Origin of the sequence: Methylobacterium haplocladii, from assembly GCF_007992175.1 — a bacterium.
Classification (GTDB): Bacteria; Pseudomonadota; Alphaproteobacteria; order Rhizobiales; family Beijerinckiaceae; genus Methylobacterium; species Methylobacterium haplocladii.
Genome location: NZ_BJZT01000015.1, coordinates 145,091 through 161,587, shown reverse-complemented (window position 1 = coordinate 161,587; position 16,497 = coordinate 145,091). Strand labels below are relative to the sequence as shown.

Here is a 16,497-nt window from a genome sequence, read left to right as displayed (position 1 = left end):
GCGCCCTGTCCAGAAACGTCGCTCCCCTCTCCCGACCCACTTCGTGGGCCACCCTCTCCCGCAGAGGGGAGAGGGTTCACGCGCACGACTTTCAGCGAAACAAGGACGCCCGTCGTGATCGTTGAGGTCGGCCACTTCGCTCTAGCCCTGGCGCTGGCGCTGTCCGTCATCCAGGCGGCGATGCCCGTCTGGGCAGCGCGCTCCGGCGACGAGACGCTCCGCGAGACGACCGTGCCGGCGGCGCTCGGCGTCTTCGCCTGCATCCTGTTCGCGTTCGGGGCACTCACCTACGCCCACGTGATGTCCGACTTCTCGGTCAAGAACGTCGTCGAGAACTCGCACACGCTGAAGCCGCTGATCTACAAGATCTCCGGCGTCTGGGGGAACCACGAGGGCTCGATGCTGCTCTGGGTCCTGATCCTGTCGCTGTTCGGCGCCATGGTCGCGGTCGCCAGGAACTCGGTGCCGCCGGTGCTCCGCACCAACACGCTGGCCGTGCAGGCGTTGATCACCTTCGTGTTCGTGCTGTTCATCATCACGACCTCGAACCCGTTCGACCGGGTCGCCCCGGCGCCGCTGGAGGGCAACGACCTCAACCCGCTGCTGCAGGATTTCGGGCTCGCGGTGCATCCGCCGCTCCTGTACCTCGGCTATGTCGGCTTCTCGATCACCTTCGCCTTCGCCGCCGCCGCACTCATCGACGGGCGCATCGACGCCGTCTGGGCGCGGGCCGTCCGGCCCTGGACGCTCACCGCCTGGGTCTTCCTGACGCTCGGCATCGCGATGGGCTCCTACTGGGCCTATTACGAGCTCGGCTGGGGCGGCTGGTGGTTCTGGGATCCGGTCGAGAACGCCTCGCTGATGCCTTGGATCGCCGGCACCGCGCTGCTGCACTCCACCGTCGTCATGGAGAAGCGCGACGCCCTCAAGGTCTGGACGGTGCTGCTCTCGGTCCTGACCTTCTCGTTGTCGCTGATGGGCACCTTCATCGTGCGCTCGGGGCTGCTGACCTCCGTCCACACCTTCGCTTCGGACCCGACTCGCGGCGTGTTCATCCTCGCGATCCTGGTGCTGTTCATCGGCGGCTCGCTGACGCTGTTCGCGTGGCGCGCGCCGTCGCTCCGCCAGGGCGGCCTGTTCGCGCCGATCTCCCGCGAGGGCGCGCTGGTGATGAACAACCTCTTCCTGGTCGCCGCCTGCGCCACCGTACTCGTCGGCACCCTCTACCCGCTGCTGCTGGAGATGCTGACCGGCGAGAAGATCTCCGTCGGACCACCCTTCTTCAACTGGACCTTCGTGCCGCTGGCGATCCCGCTGCTCCTGATCGTGCCCTTCGGCCAGTCTCTCGCGTGGAAGCGCGGCGACGTCGCCGCGGCCGCGCAGCGCCTTTTCGCGGCCTTCGCCTTCGCCTTCGTGGTCGGCATCGGTACCGCGGCCTACACCTGGGGCGGCCCGGTGATGGCGCCCGTCGCCATCGGCCTCGGCGCCTACCTCATCATCGGCTCGGCCCTCGAGATCATCGCACGGTCCCGCGGCTACGGCGCCAGCCGCTCGCGCGATCTCGGCACCGTCGCGCGTCGCGCCTTCGGCCTGCCGCGCTCCGCCTGGGGCACGGCACTCGCCCATGCCGGCGTCGGCGTCGTGGTGATCGGCATCGCCGCGCAGAGCTGGGCGGTGGAAGGCCTCGGCACGCTGAAGCCGGGCCAGAGCCTCGCGGTCGGCCCCTACGTCGCGACGCTCGACAAGGTCGGTCCGCAATCCGGCGAGAATTACGAGGAGACCGCGGCTTTCCTGACCGTGCGCACCGCCAAGGGCGACACCGTCGGCCCCGTGGAGACCGGCAAACGCTTCTATCCCTCACGAAAAATGACGGTGACGGAATCCGGCTTGATGACCATCGGCGTCAGCCAGGTCTATGCCAGCCTCGGCGAGGTCCTGCCCGACGGCGCCATCGGCCTGCGCCTCTACTACAAGCCGCTGATCCTGCTGATCTGGCTCGGCGCGGTGGTGATGGCGCTCGGCGGCGCCCTCTCCCTCACCGACCGCCGCATGCGCGTCGGCGCCCCGGCCAAGGCCCGCGCAAAACTGCCCCCGCACGCGGTGCCGGCGGAATGAGGCCCTCGACGCTCCGCTGGCACGGCCGGCCGATGGCAATCACACGGTCCCTCATGCTGAGGTGCCGCGCAGCGGCCTCGAAGCACGGCCGATCTGTGGTCCAAACCTCCCACGCCGGTTGGCATCGGCGTTCAGGGGTGCTTCGCGGCGCCTTCGGAGCACCTCGGCGTGAAGATCGTGGGGGCGTGCAGACCGCGTGGAGCAGGCAACTGCTGCTGGCTCTCATGCTTGCTCTCACAGCAGCTGCCCCCGCCCATGCCGTCCAGCCCGACGAAGTCCTGAAGGACCCCGTCCTCGAATCCCGCGCGCGCCACATCTCGGAAGGCCTGCGCTGCCTCGTCTGCCAGAACCAGTCGATCGACGATTCCGATGCGCCGCTCGCCAAGGATCTGCGCGTGATCGTGCGCGAGCGCCTCACCGCTGGCGACAGCAACAACCAGGTCGTCGATTATCTGGTGGCGCGCTACGGCGAGTTCGTACTGCTGCGCCCGGTCTTCGGCTGGCACACGTTGCTGCTCTGGCTGACGCCGCTGCTGGCGGTGCTGCTCGGTGGCTTCGGCATCTGGCGGCTGTCGCGTCGGCGCGCGCCGACGAAGGCCGCCGGGCTCTCGCAGGCCGAGCAGGCCGAGGTCGAGGCGCTGCTGGAGCGCCGATAGGTTTCGCGTCCGTCGTGCGAAGTCCTACGGCTGCTCAGGCCGCCAGCGCCGGAGCGCCGCTCCGAACGCAGGCCGCCTCGACCCGATCGCGTCCGTTGCGCTTGGCCTCGTAGAGCGCCCGGTCGGCCGCCGCGAGGAGATCGTCCGGACCGACGCCCCATCGCCGCGTCGCCCCATGCGCGGAGGTCACCCCGACGCTCGCGCTGACCACCGCATCGCCCCGAAATCCCGGATGGGGCAGGGCGAGCTCCGCGATCGCCCGATGCAGCGCCTCTCCGGCCGCGATCACCGCCTCGGGCGTCGCGTCCGGCAACAGCGCGACGAACTCCTCGCCGCCGTAGCGCGCCAGCAGACCGCCCCGCGCCGTCACGGCGGAGTGGAGAGCCCCGGCCACCTCGCGCAGGCAGCGGTCCCCCTCGGCATGGCCGGCCGCATCGTTGAACGCCTTGAAGTGATCGACGTCGATCAGGGCGAGCCCGAGCCAGCCGCGTTCTCCGATCGCGGATTCCCAAGCCGACCCCAGGCGCTCGCCGAACAGCCGGCGGTTGGCGATGCCCGTCAGCGGGTCGGTCTCGGAGAGTACGGTCAGACGGGAATTGGCCTCGGTCAGCGCGTCCGCCTGCATCTGCTCGCGCAATCCGAGCAGAAAGCTCTGCTTCGTTTCCCATTCGTGGGCGTAGGCGAGCTTCAACGGCACCAGGATCAGACTCGCGACGAGAAGCGGAATGCCGACCCCATCGGGGCCACCGAGTTCCAACCCGACGACAGCCGTCACGTACAGGGCGAAGCAGGTGCCGCAATAGAGGATCGCGTGCCGGAACGAGAGCGCCGCGATCATGCCGACGACGAGCGGGATGATCGCGGCGAGGATCAGGTAGACGTCGGCATGCCGCCCCGGGGCAATCAGGGCGCTGTTGAGCGTGATTGCCATGTCGACGAGGCTTGTGACCATCACGGCGGCGGTCTGCCGCGCCGGCGGCGCATCGTGGCGCAGGGCGAGGATGGCGAGCAGTGCCAACGGCACGAACAGGCACAGCGTCAGCGCCGCCGGAACGACCACCGCCTCGGCACCGAACATGTCGAGATCGACCTTCACCGAGAGCACGTTGAAGGCGATGAAGACGAGAAGCCAGGAGCGGATACGCCGCGCACTGCCCGCGGCGCCCTGCGCGGCGTAGCGCGCTTCGAGAGGCTCCGGCAGGCGAAGGCGATACCAGGGCCGTGCAAGGCCCCTTTCGATCGACGATAGCATCGTGGCGACGGCGGCTCCCGGCCCAGTGTTGACAAGCCGAGTTTACACCCGTGCGTTTTCGAAGACGTAAACAGACCCCGGATCACGATCAGTTCGGGCTCCCGAGATGCGACCGCTCTATCAATATTGCGCCGATGACGGCCGCGAGGTGGGAATCGTTTTTCAATCGATCGATATATTTCTAGTTGCAATAGGAAATTATTATCTGACGAGCCGGCACTGCATGGTGCCATGAAATTCGAACGAAGTAGAAACGCTTCTACATCGGCCGGTGTATTCGGAAAATATGTACCTTATCGGTAAAACGTTGATCGGAACCAGATCGATGATCGAGCGGAGTGACGTGGCGGCGGTCGTGCCGGCGACGCCGGGCGGTTGTCGGCAGGAGGTTCGGGTGAACGATGCGATGCCGATGTGAGCCGGCCGCGCCGCGCGATCCATTCGCGTTCGCGACCGAGATCGCCTATAGGAACGTCATTCCAAACGTCCCAAGGTTATCGAAGCAATGGCGACGGCGTCGTTCGACACCGCCCGGCGCGAGCCGACTGCAATCTCTCCGATCGAGAAGACGCCCGACTTCCGGCCGGAGCCCCTCGCGCTCAGCGGCAAGACCTCCCTCGTCGGCCTGACGCGCGCCGGTCTCAAGGAAGCGCTGCTCGGCATCGGCGTGTCCGAGCGCGAGGCGCGGATGCGTGGCAGCCAGCTCTGGAACTGGATCTACCTGCGCGGGGCCACCGACTTCGACGCGATGACCAATCTCGGCAAGAGCCTGAAGGCGCTGCTGGCCCAGACGTTTACCCTCGACCGGCCCGAGGTCGTCAGTGAGCAGATTTCTCGCGATGGCACCCGCAAGTGGCTGCTCCGCATGGCGCCGACGAACGTGCAGGAGCACAATCGCGGCGCCGAGATCGAGTGCGTCTACATCCCCGGGCCCGACCGCGGCACGCTCTGCGTCTCGTCCCAGGTCGGCTGCACGCTCACCTGCACCTTCTGCCACACCGGCACGCAGCGCCTCGTGCGCAACCTCTCGGCCGCCGAGATCGTCTCGCAGCTGATCCTAGCCCGCGACCGCCTCGGCGACTGGCCGGGCCTGGAGCCCGTGCGCAATGCCGGCAGCACCGGCGAAGCCGGCCGGCTCGTCACCAACGTCGTGTTCATGGGCATGGGCGAGCCACTCTACAACGTCGACGCCGTGATCGACGCCGTCCAGGTGATGACGGACCAGGAGGGCATCGGCCTCTCCCGCCGACGCATCACCGTCTCGACCTCCGGCGTCGTCCCGCAGATGACCCGCCTCGGCGAGGAGTCGCACGCGTCGTTGGCAATCTCGCTGCACGCCGTCCGCGACGAGCTGCGCAACGAACTCGTGCCGCTGAACCGCAAATACCCGATCGCGCAGCTGCTCCAGGCCTGCCGCGACTATCCGGGCCTGAGCAACGCCCGCCGCATCACCTTCGAGTACGTGATGCTGAAGGGCGTGAACGACAGCGACGACGACGCCTATGAACTGGTCGAGCTGCTCCGCGACATCCCGGCCAAGATCAACCTGATCCCGTTCAACCCCTGGCCCGGCAGCGCCTATGCCTGCTCGGACTGGAGCCGGATCGAGCGCTTCTCGCAGATCGTGTTCGATGCCGGCTACGCCTCGCCGGTGCGCACGCCGCGCGGCCGCGACATCCTCGCCGCCTGCGGCCAGCTCAAGAGCGAGACGGAGAAGCTGCGCGCCCGCGCCCGCATGATGCTGGAGGACGGCATGGGCGCGGAAGCCGTCTATGCGGGCGCCGATACCGACGACTGATTGGTCGGTCGATCGCATCGCCCGGAACGGTTGCGACGTCTTGGTCGTTCTTCGCTCCGATCATCCCGACCGGAGCAAACCATGCGCAAGACCCTCCTCGCTGCAGCCACCACCCTGACCCTGCTCGGCGTCTCGGCCGTTCAGGCCCAGACCACCGTGATCGAGCGCCGCGACGACGTCGTGGTCGACCGTCCCTCCACCGAGTCGAAGTCGGTCACCGTCAAGGAGCACGGCGACGGCTGCGTCTCGAAGACGGTCCGCAAGGAGAACGACGCGGGCGACACCAAGACCGTCAAGAAAGAGACCTGCGACTGATTTTTCAGGAGCTGGCGTCGCGGTTCCGCGGCCAGCAGAAAGCCCGCTCCGAGAGATCGGGGCGGGCTTTTTCGTTTGGCTGGTTATGTCCGGCTACTGGTGGGCGAGGATCGCCAGCAGCAGCAGGGCGATGATGTTGGTGATCTTGATCGCCGGGTTCACGGCGGGGCCGGCCGTGTCCTTGTAGGGGTCGCCGACGGTGTCGCCGGTGACCGAGGCCTTGTGCGCCTCCGAGCCCTTGTGATGGGTGACGCCGTTGTCGTCGGTGAAGCCGTCCTCGAAGGACTTCTTCGCGTTGTCCCAGGCGCCGCCGCCCGAGGTCATCGAGATCGCGACGTAGAGGCCGGTGATGATCACGCCGAGCAGGCTGGCGCCGACGGTCGCGAAGGCCTGGCTCTTTCCGGCGATCAGCTGGATCAGGAAGAACAGGACGATCGGCGAGAGCACCGGCAGCAGGGACGGGATCACCATCTCCTTGATCGCAGCGCGGGTGAGCATGTCGACGGCCCGGCCGTAATCGGGACGGTCCGTGCCCTGCATGATGCCGGGCTTCTCCTTGAACTGGCGGCGCACCTCGACGACCACCGCGCCGGCGGCGCGGCCGACCGCGGTCATGGCCATGCCGCCGAACAGGAACGGGATCAGGCCGCCGAGCAGCAGGCCGACGACGACGTAGGGGTTGGAGAGCGAGAAATCGACGCTGACGCCCTTGAAGAAGGGGTACTTGTCGGAATTCGCGATGAAGTAGTCCAGGTCCGAGGTGTAGGCGGCGAACAGCACCAGGGCGCCGAGGCCCGCCGAGCCGATGGCGTAGCCCTTGGTGACGGCCTTGGTGGTATTGCCGACCGCGTCGAGGGCGTCGGTGGCCTTGCGGACGTCGGAGGGCAGGCCTGCCATCTCGGCGATGCCGCCGGCATTGTCGGTGACGGGGCCGAAGGCGTCGAGCGCCACGATGAAGCCGGCCAGTGCCAGCATCGCGGTGACCGCGATGGCGATGCCGAACAGGCCGCCGAGCGCGTAGGTCGAGATGATGCCCGCCACGATGACGATGGCCGGCAGCGCCGTCGATTCGAGCGAGACCGCAAGGCCCTGGATCACGTTGGTGCCATGGCCGGTGACGGACGCGTTCGCGATCGACTTCACCGGACGGAAGTTGGTGCCGGTATAGTACTCCGTGATCACCACGATCAGCGCCGTGATGGCCAGCCCGATCACCGCGCAGCCGAAGAGACCGCCGGAGGTGAGGTTCACGCCGGTGCTGGTCTTAAAGGTGGTGCCGAAGCCGCCGAACAGAGCGAAGTTCACGATGGCGATGGCGCCGATGGAGAGCACGCCCGCGGTGATCAGGCCCTTGTAGAGCGCGCCCATGATCGACTGGTTGGCGCCGAGTTTCACCGCGTAGGTGCCGGCGATCGAGGTGAGGATGCAGGCCGAGCCGATGGCGAGCGGGTAGAGCATCATCGCTTCGAGGATGGGCTGGCCCGCGAAGAAGATCGCGGCGAGCACCATGGTGGCGACGACGGTGACGGCGTAGGTCTCGAACAGGTCGGCGGCCATGCCGGCGCAATCGCCGACATTGTCGCCGACGTTGTCGGCGATGGTGGCCGGGTTGCGCGGGTCGTCTTCCGGGATACCGGCTTCGACCTTGCCGACGAGATCGCCGCCGACGTCTGCGCCCTTGGTGAAGATACCGCCGCCGAGGCGGGCGAAGATCGAGATCAGCGAGGCGCCGAAGCCGAGGGCCACCAGGGCGTCGATGACCTCACGGCTGGCGGGCTCGAGACCGGCGACGCGGGTGAGGTAGAGGTAGTAGATCGCGACCCCGAGGAGCGCGAGGCCGGCGACCAGCATGCCGGTGACGGCGCCGGACTTGAAAGCGACGTCGAGGCCGCCGCCGAGGGAGGTCGTCGCGGCCTGGGCGGTGCGGACGTTGGCGCGCACCGAGACGTTCATGCCGATGAAGCCGGCCGCGCCCGAGAGCACGGCGCCGATCAGGAAGCCGACGGCGACCTTGAGCCCGAGGAAATAGGCCAGCGCCACGAAGAGAACGATGCCGACGATGCCGATCGTCGCGTATTGGCGCTTGAGATAGGCCTGGGCACCCTCGGCGATCGCACCGGCGATTTCCTGCATGCGGGCGGTGCCGGCGTCGCGTTTCATCACGTCTCGGATCGTGACGATTCCATAGGCGACGGCACAGAGCCCGCCCAGGATGATCAGCAACAATGCGGTCATGCGTTCGTCCTTGGCCTATTCATTCGTGTTTGCCGAGCTTGACCTTTTCGGTCACGGGACGGTTGCTCGGGTCAGGACGCTCCTCCCCGGAAGAGCGGGCCTTGATTGCCAAACTTCAGCGTAAAGCGCAAACGGTGGTTACGCTTCCGCAGCACTTATTTTTGCGCTGCGTAAATCACGAATAATTCTGATTCTTTTCCGGTCTTGTTGTGCAACGCAGCGCCAACTTTATTGCGACTGCGAAATATTGGAATCGATCGCAATCTCGTGCGTCCGAAGCCACGCCGGAACGGCACGTTGCAGTGACTGGAGCGTCGCTGGGCCGCAACGAATCTTCGAGACGGCGCTGCATGCGATCCAGCCCGCCGGGCCTCGTCGCGGACGAGCGATCGGGGCCGGCAGGATAAATCATGCCGTGACGGCTCCAAAGCACCCGGAGAAGGCGCGGCGGACCGGCCTCGCTCAGCGCGGGCAGCCGTTCCGGCGCTCATCGGCGACGATCTCGGCGATCTTCTTGCGGTCGGCGGCCGAAAGGGGGACGTCGGCTATGTCGTCGTAACGGCAGTCGGCATTGCCGAATTCGCGGATCGCCTGGGCCGTCTTGAAGCAGTAGCCGGCGTCCTTGTAGGTGGAATTCCGCTCGGCCCGCAGTTCGTCGCAGGGGAACCCTGCAAAGGCCCGTGACAGGGTGATGGACGAGGCGAGACAGGCGAAGGCGAGGCGCAGCACGGGGGGCTCCACGGACAGGAGCCGCATGAGCGCGGATCCTCGCCGCCTTCATGCTCGGCAGTCGCGACCGGGGATAGTCTTCACGCGTCAGCGCACGACGGAATTCAGCGCCGACGATGTCGTGTGGTTCGCGTCGCTTACCGCAGCGGAGCGCGCAACGCCGGTGCGAGGATCTGCTCGTTGATGTGCCGGCGCTGGCCGAGGCGGCCTTCGGTGCTGGCGTCGCTGTAGTAATCGGCGCCCGAGAGGCCGAAGCCGCCGCCGTTCATCACGTGCGGGACGGGCACGGCGTTGACGATCCGCTCGCCTGGGCCGGGCGCCACGGCGCCGAGCGGACGGCCGATGAAGCGGCCGCGATCGGGGTCGACCTGCAGCACGGTCAGGCCGGCGGCGGCGGCGCGGTTCGCCCGGTCGAGCTGGCTCTCGGCACGGGCGAGGCCGGTGAGCGACAGGCCGATCAGGGCCGCGGCGGCGAGAAGGCTGGGATGCGACACGGGCTCAGATCTCCGGCAGGCTGTGCTCGATCCTGGCGCCGAAACGCTCAGACCGGGTAAACGGCGCCTCGTCTCTTCCATCGGAAAGGACTGCGCTCAGCCCCGCGACTGCAGGACCGTCGGTGCCTCGCGGTAGCGGGGCGCACAGTTCGAGATCGCGGCGTTGAGCGGCAGCCGCGTGGTGCCGCAATCGTAGGCTTCGGCAGGCGACGGCGGCGGCTGCGGATCGCGCGCCACGATCGGGTGGGGCGCGCAGGCCGACACGGTGGCGCCCGCGAGCGCGAGAGCGACGGTCTGCATCAGGCGACGCATGGGGACCTCGAAGAACGGAATCGGGACGGTCGGCAGAGCCGGGACGTCGAGACAGGCCGGAACCCTGCGAGCCCGCGCATCGGCTGGCAAGCTTTGCCGGAGACGCAAGAGCGGATTGCCGGCGAATGTCGCCCGGCGGCCACATGGCGGATAGGCCGATCAAACCCCGTAACCGGCGAGGAAAACCCGCACGGCTTCGGAGATGCGATGGCGCTTGTCGTCCTCGGGGGGAGGCTCGCCGGCGGCGAAGAGCAGGCGGGTGAGCAAGCCCGCCTGGCACAGATGCAGGAAATGCTTGGCGGCGAGCTCGGTGTCCGACGCACGCAGCCGTCCGGCCGCGACCTGGGTGTCGAGATAGCCGGCAAGCCGCGCGATGCCGCAGGCCGGCCCAGCCTCGAAGAAGGCTTGGCCCAGCCGAGGGAACTTCTCGGTGGCGCCGATCACCATGCGGATCACCGAGACATGCTCGGGCCGGGCCATTTCGGTGAGATAGGTGGAGCCGAGCTTGGTCAGGGCACCGGAGAGGTCCGGGTCGTCCGGATCGAGCTGGAACATCGCCTCGGCGAGACCACGCTTCTCCTCGACGGTCAGCGCCTCGAACAACGCCTCCTTGCTGTCGAAATAGACGTAGAGCGTGCCCTTGGAGACGCCGGCCGACTTGGCGATCTCGCCCATGCTGGCGCCGTCGAAGCCGGCGGCCATGAATACGGCGCGCGCGCCCTCCAGGATCTGGCGGCGCTTGTCGGTTTCCACGGTTGAGGATGCGGTAACCGGTCGTTCCGTAGGATGCGCGCGGCGCGCCGCTGAGGCCGTCATCTCGTCATGCCCATTATTGACCGAACGGTTCGGTCAACGTATCTATGCGTGTGAAGCCGCTTCGGGTCAATGTGGATATCGCATTGACCGAACGGTTCGGTCAGTGGATCTGAGAGGCCGTGATGTCCCTTCGCGAGGACACTTCCCACCGGGAGGACGCCATCGTCGAGACGAACGACGAGAGCCTGTCGCCGACAACTGCCGACACGCCCCGCGTACCGGCCGTGACCCCGCCCGCGATGCCTGTCCCGGGGCCTTCGGAACCTGCAGGGGCCGCTCCGAAAAGACGCCGGCCCCTCAAGAAGCTCCTGCTTCTGACGGTGCTGGCCGCAGCGCTCGGCGGCGGCGGCTACGCGGGTTGGCAGTATTGGACGCTGGGGCGGTTCTTCGTCTCGACGGACGACGCCTACGTGCAGGCCGATATTTCCGTCCTTGCGGCGAAGGTCCCCGGCTACCTCGAGGCGGTGCCGGTGGTGAACGGCCAGTCGGTGAGGAAGGGCGATGTGATCGCCCGGCTCGACGACGGCGATTACCGCCTCGCTCTACGCGCTTCGCAGGACAAGCTCGCCACGCAGGAGAGCACGATCGCGCGTATCGCCCGGCAGGCCGAGGCGGCGCAGGCGCAGGTCGTCCAGAGCGCTGCCCAGGTCGAGGGCATGAAAGCCGACGCGGTTCGCGCCGCGGCCGATTACGTCCGTGCCACGCAGATGCAGGCCGACTACGTCGCGAAATCCAAGCTCGACCAGACCAAGGCCGACCGCGACCGCACCGATGCCTCGGTGAAGGGCGCCCAGGCGGCCGTGATCGCGGCGAAGGCCAATGTCGACGTGCTGAACGCCCAGAAGCAGGAAGCCGAAAGCCTCGCGGGCGAATTGCGGACCGCCGTCGACCGGGCCCAGCGCGATCTCGACTTCACCATGATCCGCGCACCCTTCGATGGCGTCGTCGGCAACAAGGCGGTGGAGGCCGGGGCCTATGTCCAGCCGGGCTCCCGCATCGTCGCGCTGGTGCCGCTCCAGAGCGTGCGGATCGATGCGAACTTCAAGGAGACGCAGGTTTCGCACATGAAGCCGGGCCAGCCCGTCTCCATCATCGTGGACGCCTATCCCGACAAGGCGATCCAGGGCGAGGTCGAGTCGTTCTCGCCGGCCTCCGGCACCGTGTTCAGCCTGCTGCCCACCGACAATGCCACCGGCAACTTCACCAAGATCGTCCAGCGCCTGCCCGTGCGTGTCCACGTGCCGGCGGACGTCGCCCGCGAGGGGCTGCTGCGGCCGGGCATGTCGGTGACGGTCAGGGTCGACACCCGTGGGCCGGACGAGCGCGCGCCCGTCCGTACCGCCCACGCCATCGGCGAGTAGCGCCCATGGCCGCTACGGCCGCCATCGCCGCCCCCTCGGCCGAACCGTCCCTCGACCGCCGCCGCATGGTGGCGTTCCTGTGCATGGTATTCGGGATGTTCATGGCGATCCTGGACATCCAGATCGTCTCGGCCTCGCTCAACGAGATCCAGGCCGGGCTCTCGGCCTCGGGCGACGAAATCCCCTGGGTCCAGACCAGCTACCTCATCGCCGAGGTCATCGCGATCCCGCTCTCGGGCACCCTCTCGCGGGTGCTCTCGACGCGCTGGATGTTCGTGATCTCGGCTGCCGGCTTCACGCTGATGAGCGCCATGTGCGCCACCAGCTCATCCATCAACGAGATGATCGTCTGGCGCGCCCTCCAGGGGTTTCTGGGCGGCGGCATGATCCCGACAGTGTTCGCCTCGGCCTTCACGATCTTCCCGCCGTCCAAGCGTTCCATCGTCTCGCCGATGATCGGCCTCGTCGCGACGCTCGCCCCCACGATCGGCCCAACGGTTGGGGGCTACCTCACCGACCTGCTCTCCTGGCACTGGCTGTTTCTGATCAACATCGTGCCGGGCATCTTCGTCACGGTCTCGACCTGGGCGCTGGTCGATTTCGACCGGCCGAACACGAGCCTCATCAAGAACTTCGACTGGACCGGCCTCGTCATGATGGGCGGCTTCCTCGGCTGCCTCGAATACGTGCTCGAAGAGGGTCCGAACCACGACTGGCTGCAGGACGAGGCGGTGCTGGTCTGCGCCGTCGTCGGCACGCTCTGCTGCGTGGCCTTCTTCTGGCGGGCCTTCACCGCGCGCCAGCCGATCGTGGAACTCCGCGCCTTCACGGATCGCAACTTCGCTGCCGGCTGCGCGGCGAGCTTCGTCATGGGCATCGGCCTCTACGGGCTGACCTATCTCTACCCGGTCTATCTCGCACGGGTGCGCGGCTACTCGGCGCTGCAGATCGGCGAGACGATGTTCGTGTCGGGCCTGTGCATGTTCGCCACCGCCCCGATCGCCGGACGGTTCTCCGGCAAGATCGATCCGCGCATCCTGATGGCGCTCGGCTTTTCGGGCTTTGCCGCCGGCACCTGGATCGTCACCGGGCTCACCAAGGACTGGGACTTCTGGGAGCTCCTATGGCCGCAGGTGCTGCGCGGCTGCTCGCTGATGCTGTGCATGATCCCGATCAACAACATCGCGCTCGGCACCCTGCCGCCCGAGCGGATGAAGAACGCCTCGGGCCTCTACAACCTCACGCGGAACCTGGGTGGTGCGGTCGGCCTCGCGCTCATCAACACGCTCCTCAACGACCGTTGGGACCTCCACCTCGCACGCCTCCATGAGCGCGTGACCTGGGCGAACGACACTGCGCTGCAGCGCCTCGACAGCCTGCGCCAAGGCTTTTCGGGGTTCGGCAGCGCGGCCGACGCCATGGCACTGAAGTCCCTGACCAATCAGGTCCGCATCCAGGGCATGGTCATGGCCTTCGAGGACGTGTTCCTCATCCTCACTCTGCTCTTCCTCGCCATGGCCTGCGCGACCCCGCTGATCCGCCGGCCGAAGGTCGCGGGAGCGGGTGGGGGCGGGCATTGATGCGCCGTCCGTAGGATCGCCCGATCGCGGTCGCGAACGGCTGCTCGCCAATCCATCAGCACCGACGGGCTTCCGCAGCGATCTGCTGAGCCCGCCGCCTTGATCCCTCCATCCATCCAGTCCATCCCCGCCGCGCCATCTCCTGCAGCGCGAGCCTCCATGCCCACCCCGAAAAAGCCCATCGCCGTGTTCGATCTCGACGGGACGCTCGCCGACACCGCGGGGGATCTCATCGGGACGCTGAACGTGATCCTGCAGCGGGAGGGGCTGGCGGCGTTGCCTCTGGAGCAGGCGCGGGATCTGCTGGGCGCCGGGGCGCGGGCGCTGATCCAGCGGGGGTTTTCAGCAGCCGGGGCGTCGCTGGAGCCGGAGCGGCTCGAGCGGTTGTTTTCGGAGTTTCTGGAGCATTACGGGGCGCATCTCGCCGACCGCTCCCGGCTCTATCCCGACGTGGTCGCGGCCCTCGATGAGCTGGAGGCAGCGGGGTTCCTGCTCGCCGTCTGCACCAACAAAGTCGAGAGCCATGCCGTGGACCTGCTCGCCGCCCTCGGGCTCGAGCCCCGCTTCGCGGCGATCGTCGGCAAGGACACGTTTGCCTGGTCGAAGCCCGACCCGCGCCACATCACCCTGACGATCGAGCGGGCCGAGGGCGATCCGGCGCGTGCCGTGATGGTCGGGGACTCGCGCGCCGACGTCGATGCCGCCAGGGCGGCCGGCATTCCGGTGGTAGGCGTGAGCTTCGGCTACACGGCGATTCCGATGTCCGACCTGAAGCCCGACCGTCTCATCGACCATTTCGAGGAACTGCCGGCGGCCATTTTCGCGGTCGTGCCGGGCTGAGTTCTCTCCGGCACGCGCGACCGCGCGCCGCCGCTGCGGACGGCTTTGGAAGCGAAGCTGGAAGAGCAACCGAAGAATGGTGGACGGTGCAGGGATCGAACCTGCGACCTTTCCCGTGTGAAGGGAACGCACTACCGCTGTGCTAACCGTCCGTGCCGGTCTTGTGCCGCTCGGGAGTGGTGCCCGACGGTGGGGCGCTTCTAGGGCCGGGCATCGAGTTCCGTCAAGGCTGGCCATGGCCGACTGCCGCGGCCGTTTCAGGCTACTGCGGTGTGTGGCCCGGGAAACCTCCCGGCGCGTGCCGTCTCAAGCTGGCGCAGCCTGCGGCGGCCCCCTTCGCAGGGGCGGCCAAACCCGCTAGGCGTGGCGGCCATGACCGCCCCCCTCGTCCGCTTCGCGCCCTCGCCGACGGGCTTCCTCCACATCGGCAACGCCCGGCCGGCGCTGCTGAACTTTTTGTATGCGCGCCGCGCGGGTGGGCGGTTTCTGCTGCGGCTCGACGATACCGACCGGGAGCGTTCGACCGACGCGTTCGCCCAGGCGATCCGGGAAGATCTGGCGTGGCTCGGCATCGTGCCCGACCTTTTTGCCCGGCAGAGCGAACGCACGCCGAGCCATGACGCGGCCAAGGAAAACCTGATCGCGCAGGGTCGGCTCTACCCCTGCTATGAAACCTCCGAAGAACTCGACCGACGCCGCAAGCGCCAGTTGGGCCGCGGCCTGCCGCCGATCTACGACCGGGCGGCGCTGGCTCTGACGGAGGCGGACAAGTCCGCCCTGGAGGCCGAGGGCCGTCGTCCGCACTGGCGCTTCAAGCTCGATCCCGTCGTCGTCGCCTGGACCGACCTCGTGCGCGGCGAGAGCCATGTCGACTGCGCCTCCCTCTCCGACCCCGTCCTGATCCGCGAGGACGGCAGCGCGCTCTACACGCTGCCCTCGGTGGTCGATGATGCGGAGATGGGCGTGACCCACATCATCCGCGGCGAGGACCACGTCACCAATACCGGCGTGCAGGTTCAGATCTTCCGGGCGCTCGGACACGCCGTGCCGGCCTTCGCGCATCACAACCTGCTCACCACCGCGGACGGGGAGGGGCTGTCGAAGCGGCTCGGCCACCTCTCGCTGCGGGGCTTGCGCGAGGCCGGCTACGAGCCGGCCGCGGTCGCCTCCCTCGCGGTGTTGACGGGCACGTCCGAGGCGGTGCGGCCGGTGGCCTCCCTCGACGAACTCGCGGGCCTCGTCGATCTCGGCCGGATCTCGCGGGCGCCGGCGAAATTCGACCCGGCCGAGCTCGACGGCATCAACGCCCAACTCGTCCATGCCATGCCTTTCGACGACGCGCGCGAACGGCTCTTGGCGCTGGACATACCGGGAGCTGTGGCCGAATCCTTTTGGAACGCGGTCCGGGCCAACCTCGAGAAAGTCGGGGATGCCGCCGCATGGTGGCGCGTCGTCGCCGGGCCGATCAGCCCGGTGATTGCGGATCCCGACTTCATCGCGCGGGCGCGGACCCTCCTGCCGGAAGGTCCGTTCGACGGCGGGACCTGGAAAGCCTGGACCGAGGCGGTCAAGCGCGAGACGGGGGCGAAGGGCCGCGCCCTGTTCATGCCGCTGCGCCAAGCGCTTACCGGGCTCGACCACGGCCCGGATCTCGCCAGCCTGTTGCCGCTGATCGGACGCGAGCGGTCCGCCCGGCGACTGGCCGGCGAGACCGCGTGATCCAGCGCACATGCGTGCCGTGGCGTAAGGATTCTTCTTTTCGAATAACGAAGGATCGAACTTTATTCCCTGCCGCGCTGTCGTCATGGAAGAATTCGCATGATTTTGCGACGGTCTGATCTAACTAGTTTTTCAGAAAATCTGACACGGGGTCTCGGCCCGAACCGAATGAGTGGATCTGTGCTTTACGGGCCGGCGGATCGTTCGGTATAGAGAACGAATTGGTCGTGTCGCTCGGTGTCGAGCGGCAGGCCTATTCCGTTCCGGAGTCTCCT

The 16,497-nt window shown here is 67.6% G+C and carries 14 protein-coding genes and 1 tRNA gene; 8 read left to right on the top strand and 7 right to left on the bottom strand.

Going from position 1 to position 16,497, the window contains the following annotated elements:
• Positions 1 to 114 precede the first annotated feature (114 nt).
• Both MHA02_RS08890 and MHA02_RS08885 read left to right on the top strand, forming a co-directional pair.
• A complete protein-coding gene (locus tag MHA02_RS08890; RefSeq protein ID WP_147078283.1) occupies positions 115 to 2,115 on the top strand; it encodes a heme lyase CcmF/NrfE family subunit in 2,001 nt (666 codons plus the stop codon).
• Between the two features lie 224 nt (positions 2,116 to 2,339).
• Positions 2,340 to 2,771 carry a cytochrome c-type biogenesis protein gene (locus MHA02_RS08885; RefSeq protein ID WP_147078282.1) on the top strand — a complete coding sequence of 144 codons (432 nt, stop codon included), beginning with the start codon at positions 2,340 to 2,342 and terminating at the stop codon, positions 2,769 to 2,771.
• A 34-nt stretch (positions 2,772 to 2,805) separates the two neighbouring features.
• On the opposite strand, the gene MHA02_RS08880 is transcribed toward MHA02_RS08885, so the two are convergent.
• Positions 2,806 to 4,023 carry a GGDEF domain-containing protein gene (locus tag MHA02_RS08880; protein WP_147078281.1) on the bottom strand — a complete coding sequence of 406 codons (1,218 nt, stop codon included), beginning with the start codon at positions 4,021 to 4,023 and terminating at the stop codon, positions 2,806 to 2,808.
• Between the two features lie 505 nt (positions 4,024 to 4,528).
• On the opposite strand from MHA02_RS08880, the gene rlmN reads away from it, so the two are divergent.
• Positions 4,529 to 5,821, top strand: coding sequence for a dual-specificity RNA methyltransferase RlmN (gene rlmN / locus MHA02_RS08875; RefSeq protein WP_147078280.1), 1,293 nt, complete (start codon positions 4,529 to 4,531; stop codon positions 5,819 to 5,821).
• An 81-nt stretch (positions 5,822 to 5,902) separates the two neighbouring features.
• Positions 5,903 to 6,136: a hypothetical protein gene (locus MHA02_RS08870; protein ID WP_147078279.1), complete on the top strand. Its 234-nt coding sequence runs from the start codon at positions 5,903 to 5,905 to the stop codon at positions 6,134 to 6,136.
• Positions 6,137 to 6,229: 93 nt separating this feature from the next.
• On the opposite strand, the gene MHA02_RS08865 is transcribed toward MHA02_RS08870, so the two are convergent.
• From MHA02_RS08865 to MHA02_RS08845, 5 genes are all read right to left on the bottom strand, one after another.
• Complete coding sequence (locus MHA02_RS08865; protein WP_147078278.1) at positions 6,230 to 8,371, bottom strand: sodium-translocating pyrophosphatase; 2,142 nt, start codon at positions 8,369 to 8,371, stop codon at positions 6,230 to 6,232.
• 462 nt (positions 8,372 to 8,833) lie between these two features.
• Entirely contained in the window at positions 8,834 to 9,127 is a 294-nt protein-coding gene (locus tag MHA02_RS08860) for a YARHG domain-containing protein (RefSeq protein WP_147078277.1), read from the bottom strand.
• A 110-nt stretch (positions 9,128 to 9,237) separates the two neighbouring features.
• Entirely contained in the window at positions 9,238 to 9,594 is a 357-nt protein-coding gene (locus MHA02_RS08855; RefSeq protein ID WP_238180253.1) for a hypothetical protein, read from the bottom strand.
• Positions 9,595 to 9,690: 96 nt separating this feature from the next.
• Positions 9,691 to 9,906, bottom strand: coding sequence for a hypothetical protein (locus MHA02_RS08850; RefSeq protein WP_147078275.1), 216 nt, complete (start codon positions 9,904 to 9,906; stop codon positions 9,691 to 9,693).
• A 159-nt stretch (positions 9,907 to 10,065) separates the two neighbouring features.
• A complete protein-coding gene (locus MHA02_RS08845) occupies positions 10,066 to 10,722 on the bottom strand; it encodes a TetR/AcrR family transcriptional regulator (protein ID WP_147078274.1) in 657 nt (218 codons plus the stop codon).
• A 122-nt stretch (positions 10,723 to 10,844) separates the two neighbouring features.
• Between MHA02_RS08845 and MHA02_RS08840 the strand changes: the two genes are divergently transcribed.
• The 3 genes from MHA02_RS08840 (at position 10,845) to gph (ending at position 14,503) form a co-directional block, all read left to right on the top strand.
• A complete protein-coding gene (locus tag MHA02_RS08840; RefSeq protein WP_147078273.1) occupies positions 10,845 to 12,083 on the top strand; it encodes an HlyD family secretion protein in 1,239 nt (412 codons plus the stop codon).
• 5 nt (positions 12,084 to 12,088) lie between these two features.
• Positions 12,089 to 13,663, top strand: a complete 1,575-nt coding sequence (locus MHA02_RS08835) for a DHA2 family efflux MFS transporter permease subunit (RefSeq protein ID WP_147078272.1) — start codon at positions 12,089 to 12,091, stop codon at positions 13,661 to 13,663.
• Positions 13,664 to 13,822: 159 nt separating this feature from the next.
• The gene (gene gph / locus MHA02_RS08830; protein WP_147078271.1) at positions 13,823 to 14,503 is read left to right on the top strand and encodes a phosphoglycolate phosphatase; all 681 of its coding nucleotides are present in this window, start codon (positions 13,823 to 13,825) and stop codon (positions 14,501 to 14,503) included.
• Between the two features lie 77 nt (positions 14,504 to 14,580).
• On the opposite strand, the gene MHA02_RS08825 is transcribed toward gph, so the two are convergent.
• Positions 14,581 to 14,655: transfer RNA gene (locus MHA02_RS08825), tRNA-Val, on the bottom strand.
• A 220-nt stretch (positions 14,656 to 14,875) separates the two neighbouring features.
• Between MHA02_RS08825 and gltX the strand changes: the two genes are divergently transcribed.
• The gene (gltX, locus tag MHA02_RS08820) at positions 14,876 to 16,222 is read left to right on the top strand and encodes a glutamate--tRNA ligase (RefSeq protein ID WP_147078270.1); all 1,347 of its coding nucleotides are present in this window, start codon (positions 14,876 to 14,878) and stop codon (positions 16,220 to 16,222) included.
• The last annotated feature ends 275 nt before the right edge of the window (positions 16,223 to 16,497 follow it).